Raw genomic sequence first — 12871 nt, 5'->3', positions numbered from 1 at the left:
GTATGTCAATGAAGATTAGCACGGATCAATTTAAAGAACGTGTTGATAAAGGGATCCATGATGACTTCATGCGGGGTGCCGTTGCAGGAGCACAGGACGGTATGGGCGTAAAAAGGCGTGTTGCAACAGAAGAATTAGGAAACTGGGAAGAATGGCGCTCACATGGGGAAGAAATACGTCAACATGTGTTAGAGCACTTAGATTATTACTTAGAGCTATTAAGTGAGAATGTAGCTAAGCGGGGTGGGCATGTATTTTTTGCTCAGACTAAGGAAGAAGCTAATGATTATATTCGTGAAATAGTTAAGAAAAAAGAAGCAAAGAAAATTGTTAAATCCAAATCAATGGTAACAGAAGAAATCAGCTTAAATGCAATGCTGGAACAAGAAGGCTGTGAGGTAATTGAAACGGATCTAGGCGAATACATTCTTCAAGTTGATGATCATGATCCGCCATCTCATATTGTCGTGCCCGCACTACATAAAAATAAAGAGCAAATTCGTGACGTGTTTACTGAAAAGCTTGGTTATAAAAAGACTTCAAAACCAGAAGAATTAGCCTGGCATGCACGTGAAATGCTTAGGAAGGAATACCTATCAGCCGATATTGGTATAACCGGATGTAACTTTGCAGTGGCAGAGACCGGGTCTTTTAGTTTAGTGACGAATGAAGGAAATGCGGATTTAGTTACCGCGTTACCAAAAACACAAATTACCGTCATGGGTATGGAAAGACTTGTCCCAACCTTTGAAGAGATGGAAGTTCTTGTTAGTTTATTAACGAGAAGCGCCGTAGGGCAAAAATTAACAAGTTATATTACCGTGTTAACAGGACCAAAAGAAGCATTGGATGCGGATGGTCCGGAGGAATTCCACCTTGTCATTGTCGATAATGGCAGATCCAACATACTTGGCGGGGAATTCCAGTCGGTATTGCAATGTATCCGTTGTGCTGCATGTATTAATGTATGCCCTGTGTATCGTCATGTGGGCGGACACTCCTACGGCTCGATCTATTCTGGCCCAATAGGTGCGGTCCTGTCTCCTTTATTAGGTGGATATGACGAATTCAAAGAATTGCCTTACGCATCAACTCTATGTGGTGCTTGTACTGAGGTATGTCCGGTAAAAATACCGTTACATAACCTTCTCCACAAACACCGTGAAATCATTGTCGAAAAAGAAGGAAAAGCACCTATTTCCGAGAAACTGGCGATGAAGGCGTTTGGTTTAGGGGCAGCATCACCACTCTTATACAAGCTTGGTTCGAAAATGGCACCAGCTGCAATGAACCCGTTTACGGTTGGAGAGAAAATATCAAAAGGGCCAGGTCCATTAAAGGCTTGGACAGATATTCGTGAGTTTCCGGCACCAAATAAAGAGCGATTCAGAGATTGGTTTAAAAACCGTGAAAAAGGAGGCAAATAATCATGGTAGGGACGATTCAAAATCGGGATAAATTTTTAAATCAAATTGCCGGCCGCCTTGAACGCCCACGAATTTCCTCTGCGGTTGAAAGGCCGACTTGGAAATTCCAGCCCCAATATGAGGTGTTAAAGGATGCTACTCAGGACGATTTGTTAGAGGTATTAACAGAACAATGTAAGAAAATCCATACAAACCTCTATGTAACTGACAGGAAAGATTTAGCAACTACGCTTAACAAAGTGGTTTCAGGCTATGGTGGCGGCCCAATTGTAACCTGGAAAGATGAGCGCTTTTCTCAGTGGGGGCTGGATCCGCTATTTAAGCAGGAATGGCCTAGCCGGAAAATGGAAGTATATGAATGGAATCACACCAAAGGGAAAGAAAATATCGCGAAAGCGGAAAAGGCTAATGTCGGGATTACCATAAGTGAAATAACACTTGCAGAATCCGGAACGGTGGTTTTGTTTAGCAATGAGAATAAAGGAAGAACGGTTAGCTTTTTACCAGCAACCTATATTGCACTTGTACCGAAAAGCACTTTAGTTCCACGGATTACGCAAGCTGCTCAAAAGATGAGGGAGATTCACAAGGAAACGGGGCATGTTGCTTCATGCATCAATTTTATTACCGGACCAAGTAACTCTGCGGATATTGAATTGAATCTAGTTGTTGGTGTCCATGGGCCAGTAAAAGCCTCCTATATTGTTATTAACGATCTTTAAACAAAATGAAATGGTCTGTATCCGGAAATGGATGCAGATCATTTTTTTATATTCTGTTATATAACATAAATATGCCTGTTATATAATTATGAAAGCTCTTTAAAGTCATATATGGTAAGGCTTATTCAATAAAAATTTTATGTGTTTCAAAATAATTATCGTTATGTTTGACTTTTATCACAGCGTAATAAAAATAGTTGTCTTACAATAGTTTTTGGGAAGTTAAATTTTTATGTCTATTTCGTGTTAGCTTATTGAACGAAGTTAGGGAGGGACATTATGTCTATTTTACCGAAAAAAAATGAATTGGGATTTTTTGAAATCCGTCTTGAATCAATTGGGGGGCTAGGAGCTAACCTAGCTGGAAAAATGTTAGCGGAGGCTGGTGCTTTAAGTCTTGGCTTGAAAGGATCCAATTTTTCATCCTACGGCTCTGAGAAAAAAGGGTCTCCTGTAAAGAGTTTCATTCGCTTTTGTGAACCAGATGTAGAAATTAGAGATCATAGTCCAATTGAACAACCACATATTGTTGGTGTTTTCCATGAAGCCTTATATAGAACGGTTGATGTTGTTAGCGGTTTGAATGCTGATAGTATAGTCCTAGTAAATACAGCAAGGGATTTTGATGAAGTTAAAACGGATTTACAATTAGATTATGGTACACTAGCGATTGTTGATGCCCTACAGATAGCCGTAGAGGAAAAAACTAAAGTAAATACGGCAATGCTTGGAGCATTATATCGTATTTGTGATTTTCTAGATCCTGAATCCATGAGAGACGTGATTCGGAAAACGTTTACGAAGAAATACCCGCATCTTGTTGAACCAAATATCCGCACTTTTGACCGCGGTTATAATGAGGTTCAGTTTAAAACATATGAAGTGCCAGAAAGGGCTGAAGGAAAAGCCTTCACACGCCCACTTCCACAGCTTGGATACTTGACTCAGGAAATCGGTGGTGTCATGGTTTCTCAAGCAAATAGTATTCTTAAAGATTTAAGTGGTTCACGCCAAGGATTCCTTCCGGAGTTCCAACAAGAAAAATGTATTCACTGTGCTGCATGTGACAACGTTTGTCCTGACTTTTGCTTCGTTTGGGAAGAAGGAGAAGATAAGCGTGGAAGAAAACAAATGTTCCTTCAAGGTATTGATTACCAATACTGTAAAGGCTGCCTGAAATGCGTGGAAGCCTGCCCAACCGACGCACTCGGTGATCTTCGTGAAATGCTTGGGTATGCAGATAATAACCGCGTAAAGCAAAACTTTCCTTATATTGCAGGAGGAATCCAATAATGGCTATTTTAGAAGATAAATTAACAACAAAAGGTGTAGCAGAACAAATTTCTACTTTTGAATCTGGAAATGAAATGGCTGCTATGGCGGCAGCACAAATCAATTATCATATTATGGGATATTTCCCAATTACACCCTCAACAGAGGTTGCTCAATTTTTAGATCAAATGAAAACGCGCGGGGAGCATGATATTAAACTGATTCCTGCAGATGGCGAGCACGGTTCAGCGGGTATTTGCTACGGTGCGGCGGCAACTGGTGCACGTGTTATCAATGCAACCAGTGCAAACGGATTCTTATATATGATTGAACAAATGCCTGTCCAATCAGGGACTCGTTTTCCAATGGTTATGAATCTAGTTACTCGTGCCGTCAGTGGTCCGCTTGATATTCGTGGCGATCACTCGGATCTCTATTATGCATTAAATACAGGCTGGGTAATCTTAACAGCAAAAACACCGCAAGCTGTATATGATATGAATATTATGGCGCTTAAAATTGCCGAACATTCAAAGGTCCGCTTACCAGTTATTGTTGCTTATGATGGCTTCTTTACATCCCACCAAAAGCGTCGAGTGGAATTCTTTAAGGACCGCAGTGTTGTACAGCAATTTGTAGGTGAATGTCCAACCGATTACAACTTTGTTAGAGACTTGAGGAAGCCAGTAACGATTGGCGCTCATATGAGTGGTGATGATTTCATTAACAATCACTACCAACAATCAGAAGCAATGTACAATGCTGGTGAGGTATTTAAGGAAGTGGCAGCGGAATATGCTAAGCTTTCTGGAAGAGAATATCCAGTTCTAGATTTATATAAAATGGAAGATGCGGATGTAGCATTATTCCTATTAAACTCTGCGGCAGAATCTGCTAAGGATGTAGTGGATCAACTTCGAGCAAAAGGAATTAAAGCAGGTGTAATTAGCCCGAATATTATCCGTCCATTCCCTGCAAAGGAAATTCGCGAAGCCCTTAAGAATGTAAGATCATTATTAGTTGGGGAACGTGCGGATTCTTACGGAGCAAATGGTCCTAACCTTACACATGAAGTGAAATCTGCACTTCAAGATGACAAAGACAACAAGACTATCGTGTTAAGCCGCGTATTTGGTCTCGGCGGTAAAGATTTCTATGCAACTGATGCACAGGCTTTTTTTGATATGGCGCTTGATGCAAAGGAAAAAGGCTATGCTGAAAAGCCATTTGATTACTATGGTCATATTCCAGGTAATCCTGAAAAAATCCTTAAGCCCGTTATTTTGCCACAGCACGGGGATGTTTTTAAAACAGGTTTAATTGATGTGAAAATGGATGAAGAAACCAATAAATTAAAGGTGAAAATCCCGCCGTTACGTGCTTTAACTTGTAAACCGAAACGGATTGCCTCCGGTCACGGGGCATGTCCAGGGTGCGGAATTTTTGCTGGACTCGAGTTATTCTTTAAAGGGATTGAGGGAGACATTGTTACTCTATTCCAAACGGGATGCGCTTATGTAACAACAACATCTTATCCTAGCACCTCCCATAAGCAAACGATGATGCACAATTTGTTCCAAAACGGTGCCGCTACGCTTTCAGGTACTGTTGAAGCATTCATGGAATTAAAACGACGCGGCGAAATTGAAGTATCGGATGACGCCACATTTGTTATGATTACTGGTGATGGTGGTATGGATATTGGTATGGGTTCAGCGATTGGTACTGCTCTTCGCGGACATAAACTAATTATGCTTGAATATGATAATGAGGGCTACATGAATACAGGCTCACAAATGTCTTATTCAACACCACTGGGTCATATGACAAGTACATCAGGAGTTGGAAAAGCACAGCGAGGAAAAGCCTTCCATCATAAAGATACTCCGCAAATTATGGCTGCTACCAATATTCCTTATGTGTTTACCGGTTCGGAAGCCTTTCCACAGGACTTAGTTAAAAAAGGTGCAAAAGCACAATGGTATGCCCAAAATGTTGGAACAGTATATGGAAAACTTCTCATCACATGCCCACTTAACTGGAAATCTGATGACCGTTTTGGTACAAAAATTATCGAAGCTGCTGTAGATTCTTGCTTCTTCCCGCTTTATGAAGTAGAACAAGGTGTTACAACCATAACTTACAATCCAGAAGAGAAGAGCAAACGAATTCCACTTTCTGATTGGTTAAAATATATGGGGAAAACAAAACACCTACTTAAAGATGAAAACAAGCCAATGCTAGAAGAATTTGAAGCAGAAGTTGAGAAAAGATGGCAGAGACTCAAAGCAAAGAATGAAAATCCTATGCTGTAAAAAAAGCAATTCAAAAAAACACTTCCTTATAGGTAGTGTTTTTTTGTTGGTTATTGACAGGGGAGATTAAATTTGATATATATCTAATTAGATGTATATCGAAGTGGAATGAAGAGGAGGTAGTGCATTGATACAATTAGACCGTGTTGTTGCGTTTTATAAAACGATGGGGGATCCCACACGGATTAGAATCGTTGCTATATTAGCAAAAGGTCCACTCCATGGGCAGGCAATAGCAGGAAAGCTTGGCTTGTCCGCACCTACGATTACCCATCATTTAAAGAAATTACGAGAGATCCATGTGGTGTATGACAGAAGAGTCAAGAATACGATTTACTTTTACCTAAATGAATCGTTGATTAACCAGCAGGCAAAGGTGTTTACAGAGCTGTTAGAAAAAAAGGGGAAGGAGTTGGATGAAATGGTCGAGTCAAGTATCGAGAGACAAAAAATTATCGAGAACTTCTTTATGAAAAATGGGAAACTAAAGAACATTCCTGCCCAAAGGAAGAAGAAATTAATCGTGTTCGAACACATGGTACGTGGGTTAAAAATAGGTGAAAAGTACGAAGAAAAACAATTAAACGAGTATATAAAACAATTCCATGATGATTATGCAACTATTCGCAGAGAGTTTATCATAAATCATTACATGTTCCGCGAAAATGGTATTTATGAACTAAATCCAGAAGAACTGTGGGCAAAACTTGACTAGAAAAGCAATCCGAAAGTTCGGATTGCTTTTCCTATTATAATGCTCCTTTTACCGTCGTTATGAAAGAAGAAAGGTTCTTTATTTCTTTTCGTTGTTTAATTAGGATTGTACCGAGATCTAATGTTCTCTGCTTAGCAGTAATTCTAGTTTGATCTTCCTCGATCCCATCTAAATCAGCAACATGAGCAAGACCAATTGTTCTTCTGATTAATTCGCAGCCTGCAAAGCCGATCGAGTCCTCAAAAAACTTAGTTAAATTATAGTTTAAAAATCTAGTGGATTTAGCGTAATCGTCTTTATTCTCCGTATTCCATAATTGTGTAAATTGATCCTCAAATACATTCCATACCGTTTCAATATGATTGAGGAAAAGATCACGTTGTTCAACATTTGCTATTACCTGAAAGAGAAGATTTGCAAATACTTGGCCGATATCAAATCCAGCTGGTCCGTAAAAAGCAAATTCAGGATCGATTACTTTTGTTTCATAATTATCGGCAAAAACACTTCCGGTATGAAGATCACCATGGAGGAGAACTTCAGCTTCTGTTAAAAAGCGTTTCTTCAAAATATTTACATGAAACTTTAGTTCTTCATCCTGCCAAAGCTCTTCGACTACAGGATGCAGTCCTTCCTCGAAATCGTTGGTTTCTGCATCAATAAAAGGATCGGTAAAGATTAAATCTTCAGTTATTTTGCAAAGCTCGGGATTGATAAACTGTTGTACATATTCCTTTTTTAAGGAAAGGCCTAATCCGTAATCGGAAGTGTAAAATAGTGTTTTTGCAAGATATTCACCTAGATGCTTTGAAATTAATGGATAGGTTTCTCCTTTGATAAAGCCAGTTCTTGCGATCGAAAGATGGGAAAGGTCCTCCATTACGGTTACAGCTAGGACATCATCTGTGAAAAAAACTTGGGGTACATAATCTGGAGCAATCTGTCCGAAAATTTTTAAGGCATCCGCTTCAATCTTTGCTCTTTTCAAAGTTAATGGCCAGCTTTCGCCAACTACCTTTGCATAAGGGAGAGCTTGTTTGATAATAACACTTTTTCCTTTTAATTTATCAACAATATGAAAGACTAGATTGAGATTCCCATCGCCAATCTCCTTGCAGGAAAGTTTTGCATGCTGGTCAAAAATTTTCAATTCAAGTGCCAGTTCAACTGCACTCCCGTTTGTTAAAGGCTGGTATGTTTTTTGTTTTAGTAGACTCATTATGGTTCCTCCTCGTTTTTGGGAGGCTTAATTATGCACGCAGGCACTAAAAAAGCCTCTTTCTCATCTGAAAGAGGCTGATAGACAATATTGTCTGTCTCACCTCTTATCTCTCAGAAAGATAATCCTTCTGTTGGAATTAGCACCGTGCCTTAAAGGGGGGATCCCCAGCGCAAAAAGCGCCCCATTTCAATGGGTTTCCGGTCGGTTGCTGGGCTTCAAAGGGCCAAATCCCTCAGCCAGCTCGTGATAAGAGAAAATCTATTTAACTGGTAAAAATCATATCAGTAACAAAGAGAAAGTGTCAATATTTTTTGAAAATTATTATTTATAGAATTCTGGTTTTCTATCCGTGAAAATAGGAATTTGCTTACGGACCTCCTTGACTAAGTCCATCTCAATTTCAGCCGATAGGATTTCTTCCTTCATTCCAGCCTCAGCAATGACCTCACCCCACGGGTCAATAATCATTGAGTGACCAGCAAAATGGTTTTTTGGGTCATTTCCAGAACGGTTACAGGCAATTACATAACATTGATTTTCAATTGCTCTGGCAATTAAAAGGGCCCTCCAGTGGGACAATCTGGGTGCAGGCCATTCGGCCACAACAAACAGTGCTTCTGCACCATCTGATGTGTGAGCGCGTATCCACTCTGGAAACCGGATATCATAACAGATCGACCCAGCAAACTGGTGATTATCAAGTTGGAAAAGTCCCTTCTCAGCGCCAGGCTCTAAGAAAACATGCTCATTCATGAGTTTAAAAAGATGTAGTTTACTATACTGGTGCACAAGCGTGCCATCTTTATTGATGATGAGGAGAGTATTTTTTACTCCTGTTTCTTCTCGGTTCGCAACTGAGCCGCCAACGAAATGAACCTGATTTTTTTGTGCTGCATTTCTCAGAAATTCAATCGTTTGTAGTGCTTTTGGGTCTGCAATTTCATTCAGGCGGGTCAAGTCATAACCCGTTGTCCATAGTTCTGGAAGGACAATGATATCGGGTTGTTCAATCAGTGCTTTTTCAATGAGTCTTTCGGCAGTTTGGTAGTTTTTATTGGGATTGCCAAAGACGATATCCATTTGCAGACATGAAATTTTTAATTTCACGAATCTTCACCTCGTTTGAAATTTCGGAATTTTTTCTTTACAAGCCATTATAAAAGTTATATCATTTGTGACTAGAAATTCATAATGATTCTTATAAATAATTAAGCAGGTGAGAATAATGAAGCAATTTCCACCATCAGAACTATTAACTAGTCTTCCGAAGCAATTTTTTGCTTCACTTGTTAAAAAAGTGGGTGAGTATATTTCACAAGGGTTTGATGTGATTAATTTAGGGCAAGGCAATCCCGATCAGCCAACGCCTTCTCATATTGTTAAAAAACTTCAAGATGCAGCAGTGAATCCATTAAATCATAAATATTCTCCTTTTCAGGGACATCGTTATTTAAAACAGGCTGCCGCTGATTTTTATTTAAGAGAATATGGAGTGACCATTGATCCGGATAAAGAAGTGGCAATTTTGTTTGGGGGTAAAGCAGGACTTGTCGAAATCCCTCAATGCTTATTAAATCCGGGGGATACCATCCTCGTACCTGACCCCGGTTACCCAGATTATTGGTCTGGGGTTGCTCTTGCAAAAGCTGAAATGGTTACGATGCCGTTACGAGAGGAAAATAACTTTCTGCCGGATTATTGCGAACTGGATAAGTCTGTTTTATCAAAAGCAAAGTTAATGTTCCTCAATTATCCTAATAATCCAACAGGATCTACAGCTACTCATGAATTTTTTGATGAGACTATTAAGCTAGCGAGTGATCATGATATTTGTGTTATTCATGATTTTGCCTATGGTGCTATTGGTTTCGATGGTGAAAAACCAATAAGTTTTATGCAGGTTGAAGGGGCTAAAGAGGTTGGGATAGAGATATATACTTTATCAAAAACCTTTAATATGGCAGGCTGGCGTGTTGGTTTTGCTGTTGGGAATGAGAGTGTGATTTCAAGCATCGAACTTTTACAGGACCATCTTTATGTTAGTTTATTTGGGGCTGTACAAGAGGCAGCGGCTGAGGCTTTAATGGGCCCTCAGGATTGTGTACGGGAACTAAACGATCTTTATGAGAGAAGACGTAATGTATTGATTGATGGGCTTCGTTCATTGGGATGGAATGTCACCGCGCCAAAGGGTTCCTTTTTCGCGTGGCTCAAAGTTCCTGAGGGCAAAACATCTGAGGAATTTGCTAACATTTTACTTGAACAAGCACATATCATGGTTGCACCGGGAATTGGCTTTGGAGAATTTGGAGAAGGATATGTCCGTGTTGGGTTATTAACATCAGAACAACGATTAGCCGAAGCTGTTGAAAGAATTAGTCGTTTGGAAATATTCTGTTAAATCGATTGACATTTTTTATTTTTCTTGCGATAATCCAAATTAAAGTTAAACAACATTATAAATTTAATAAAATACGAATCGTTTTCTTATCAAGAGCAGGCGGAGGGAAAAGCCCGATGAAGCCCGGCAACCGACTTAAACCAGTTTTAGGCACGGTGCTAATTCTTGCAGCAACAAGCTGATAGATGAGAAGATGTTAGTTTGCGGCTAACCTCTTCTTTGTTGAAGAGGTTTTTTATGTTTTTTGAAAGGACGTGTTTTGGAATGTCTAAAATAATTGCTACATATTTACTGCATGATGAAAAAAAGCCAACCAAAAAGGCTGAAGAGATTGCACTTGGATTAACTGTAGGTTCATGGACGAACTTACCTGAACTAGAGCAAAGCCAATTACGCAAGCATAAAGGCAGTGTGGTATCAGTTGAAACGATACCTGCAGAAAAAGGTGACCAATCTTTAATCTGCATAGCCTATCCAGCGATTAATTTTTCTAATGACCTGCCTGCTATTTTAACAACCGTTTTCGGTAAGCTTTCATTAGATGGAAAAATAAAATTACTAGATTTACAGTTTGATGATGGATTAAAGAGTCAGTTCCCTGGCCCAAGGTTTGGAATTGAAGGTCTTCGGAAGAAATTAAACGTTTATAATAGACCGCTTTTAATGAGTATCTTTAAAGGAGTGCTCGGTAAAGATCTCGCATTTTTAGTTGAGCAATTAAAGCAACAAGCCCTTGGTGGTGTAGATTTTGTGAAGGATGATGAAATCCTTTTTGAAAATGAGCTGACACCATTTGAAAAAAGAATTGTCGAAGGAAAAAAGGCATTGCAAGAAGTATTTGACCAAACAGGACATCGAACTTTGTATGCAGTTAACCTAACGGGTAGAACATCGCAGCTGAAGGAAAAAGCAAGGAAGGCTGCAGAGCTTGGAGCGGACCTCTTACTGTTTAATGTGTTTTCCTATGGCATAGACGCCCTGCAGGAATTAAGAGAAGACGATGAAATTGCCTTACCACTTATGGCACACCCTGCAGTTAGTGGTGCTTTTACATCATCTCCAGTTTATGGATTATCCCATTCATTATTGCTTGGAAAGTTGCTTCGTTATGCTGGTGCTGATTTATCATTGTTCCCATCCCCATATGGAACCGTGGCGTTAGAGAAGACGAAAGCACTGTCGATTGCAAGTGAGTTAACCGTAGAAGATGTCTTTAAAAAGTCATTCCCAGTTCCATCAGCGGGAATTCATCCAGGCTTGGTTCCTTTATTAATTCGTGACTTCGGTATTGATTCTGTCATTAATGCAGGCGGAGGGGTCCATGGCCATCCAGATGGTGCACGTGGAGGGGGCCTTGCGTTCCGTCAAGCGATTGATACCAACCTTAAAGGAAAGTTATTAGCCGAAGGTGCAAAACAGCATCCTGAGCTCCATACGGCACTAAAACTATGGGGTAATGCAGAGGTGACCGTATGACAAAACCAGTGATTTTTTGTGATTTTGACGGAACGGTAACTGAAAGTGATAACATCATTAGCATGATGGAAAAGTTTGCTCCTCAAGGGTGGGAACGGATCAAAGATCAAATCCTCTCACGTGAGATTTCGATCAATGAAGGAGTCGGGAAACTATTCTCCTTATTACCAAGTAAGTTAAAGGATGAACTGACTGAGTTTGCGATTAAAAATGCAAAGATTCGCCCAGGATTTGGAGAGTTTGTTGAATTTGCGCGTGCAAAAGGTATTCCATTTTATATTGTTAGTGGCGGTATTGACTTCTTTGTTTATCCAATCTTGGAGAAATATGGTCCATTTGATGGAGTTTATTGCAATGAATCGGATTTTACAGACGAGAGAATAAAAATTCTATGGCCGAATGAATGTGATTCATTATGTAACAATGATTGCGGATGTTGTAAACCAAGTATTATTCGTAAATTAAACACTCAGGAAAACCGTTTCAAAATTGTTATTGGAGATTCGGTAACTGATCTCGAGGCAGCAAAACATGCGGACTTTGTGTTAGCAAGAGATTTACTTCAGGAAAAATGTGTGGAATGGGGAATCAATCATCAAGGATTTACATCTTTTTTCGATTGTATCGAGGAAATTAACAAAAGAATTGAGGTGGATGAACTAACATGCTAAATGAAAGATGGAACGAATTAGCCGATGTAAAGGATGAGTTAGCTGAGCGTGATTGGTTTATGGGTACGAGCGGTAACCTGGCGATTAAAGTAAGTAATCATCCGCTTCAATTTTTAGTAACAGCAAGTGGAAAAGATAAACGCAAGCGAACAGATGAAGATTTTTTACTCGTTGATGAATTTGGCCGTGCAGTTGAAGAAACACATTTAAAGCCCTCAGCAGAGACACTTCTTCATGTCGAAATTTACCGTCGAACCAATGCTGGCTGCAGTCTCCATGTGCATACGATTGATAATAATGTGATCTCAGAAGTTTATGGTGATAATGGTGAGGTCACATTTAAAGGCCAAGAGTTGATCAAGGCTTTTGATAAGTGGGAAGAGGACGCAGTCTTAACAATACCAATTATTCACAATTATGCCCATATCCCGACACTTGCTAATAAGTTTTCTGAACATGTTTCAGGAGATACTGGAGCTATCTTGATTCGCAACCATGGAATAACGGTATGGGGGAGAAATGCCTTTGAGGCTAAAAAAATCCTTGAAGCCTCAGAGTTTTTATTCCGCTACCAGTTACGTTTACTAGAGCATAAACCATATCAATTATTTAAAGTCGTGTAAAAAATATTAATAATGAGAGGATGATGA

11 protein-coding genes and 2 riboswitches are annotated in these 12871 nt (G+C 39.6%); of the genes, 9 read left to right on the top strand and 2 right to left on the bottom strand.

The annotated features are described in order from the left end of the window. Window positions 1–2 precede the first annotated feature (2 nt). The 5 genes from AB7942_RS01760 to AB7942_RS01740 all read left to right on the top strand — a co-directional run bounded on the left by AB7942_RS01760 (window position 3) and on the right by AB7942_RS01740 (window position 6451). Complete coding sequence (locus AB7942_RS01760; protein WP_369445559.1) at window positions 3–1427, top strand: LutB/LldF family L-lactate oxidation iron-sulfur protein; 1425 nt, start codon at window positions 3–5, stop codon at window positions 1425–1427. A 2-nt stretch (window positions 1428–1429) separates the two neighbouring features. Continuing rightward, window positions 1430–2149, top strand: a complete 720-nt coding sequence (locus tag AB7942_RS01755; RefSeq protein WP_369445558.1) for a LutC/YkgG family protein — start codon at window positions 1430–1432, stop codon at window positions 2147–2149. Window positions 2150–2428: 279 nt separating this feature from the next. Beyond that, window positions 2429–3442 (top strand): 2-oxoacid:acceptor oxidoreductase family protein, encoded by a 1014-nt coding sequence (locus tag AB7942_RS01750; protein ID WP_369445557.1) that lies wholly within the window; start codon window positions 2429–2431, stop codon window positions 3440–3442. Next, window positions 3442–5736 carry a transketolase C-terminal domain-containing protein gene (locus AB7942_RS01745; RefSeq protein WP_369445556.1) on the top strand — a complete coding sequence of 765 codons (2295 nt, stop codon included), beginning with the start codon at window positions 3442–3444 and terminating at the stop codon, window positions 5734–5736. Before AB7942_RS01750 ends, AB7942_RS01745 begins: the two co-directional genes overlap by 1 nt. Window positions 5737–5866: 130 nt before the next feature. Beyond that, the gene (locus tag AB7942_RS01740) at window positions 5867–6451 is read left to right on the top strand and encodes a DUF2087 domain-containing protein (protein WP_335712009.1); all 585 of its coding nucleotides are present in this window, start codon (window positions 5867–5869) and stop codon (window positions 6449–6451) included. Between the two features lie 34 nt (window positions 6452–6485). Here the strand turns inward: AB7942_RS01740 and mtnK are convergent, their stop codons facing one another. Both mtnK and AB7942_RS01730 read right to left on the bottom strand, forming a co-directional pair. Beyond that, window positions 6486–7670, bottom strand: a complete 1185-nt coding sequence (gene mtnK / locus AB7942_RS01735; RefSeq protein WP_369445555.1) for an S-methyl-5-thioribose kinase — start codon at window positions 7668–7670, stop codon at window positions 6486–6488. Between the two features lie 103 nt (window positions 7671–7773). Further along, a riboswitch (SAM riboswitch) is annotated at window positions 7774–7926 on the bottom strand. A gap of 68 nt (window positions 7927–7994) precedes the next feature. Next, window positions 7995–8780 (bottom strand): carbon-nitrogen family hydrolase, encoded by a 786-nt coding sequence (locus AB7942_RS01730; protein ID WP_369445554.1) that lies wholly within the window; start codon window positions 8778–8780, stop codon window positions 7995–7997. 118 nt (window positions 8781–8898) lie between these two features. On the opposite strand from AB7942_RS01730, the gene AB7942_RS01725 reads away from it, so the two are divergent. From AB7942_RS01725 to AB7942_RS01710, 4 genes are all read left to right on the top strand, one after another. Next, window positions 8899–10074: a pyridoxal phosphate-dependent aminotransferase gene (locus AB7942_RS01725; protein ID WP_369445553.1), complete on the top strand. Its 1176-nt coding sequence runs from the start codon at window positions 8899–8901 to the stop codon at window positions 10072–10074. An 83-nt stretch (window positions 10075–10157) separates the two neighbouring features. After that, window positions 10158–10266, top strand: a riboswitch (SAM riboswitch). A 72-nt stretch (window positions 10267–10338) separates the two neighbouring features. Next, window positions 10339–11550, top strand: a complete 1212-nt coding sequence (mtnW, locus tag AB7942_RS01720) for a 2,3-diketo-5-methylthiopentyl-1-phosphate enolase (protein WP_369445552.1) — start codon at window positions 10339–10341, stop codon at window positions 11548–11550. Further along, on the top strand, window positions 11547–12221 hold the full coding sequence (locus AB7942_RS01715; RefSeq protein WP_369445551.1) for a 2-hydroxy-3-keto-5-methylthiopentenyl-1-phosphate phosphatase: 675 nt from the start codon (window positions 11547–11549) through the stop codon (window positions 12219–12221). Before mtnW ends, AB7942_RS01715 begins: the two co-directional genes overlap by 4 nt. After that, window positions 12215–12844 carry a methylthioribulose 1-phosphate dehydratase gene (locus AB7942_RS01710; protein ID WP_088086199.1) on the top strand — a complete coding sequence of 210 codons (630 nt, stop codon included), beginning with the start codon at window positions 12215–12217 and terminating at the stop codon, window positions 12842–12844. Before AB7942_RS01715 ends, AB7942_RS01710 begins: the two co-directional genes overlap by 7 nt. The last annotated feature ends 27 nt before the right edge of the window (window positions 12845–12871 follow it).

This window comes from Neobacillus sp. BF23-41, assembly GCF_041106275.1.
The sequence above is the reverse complement of the archived record's forward strand: the minus strand, read 5'-3'. Positions and strand labels throughout refer to the sequence as shown.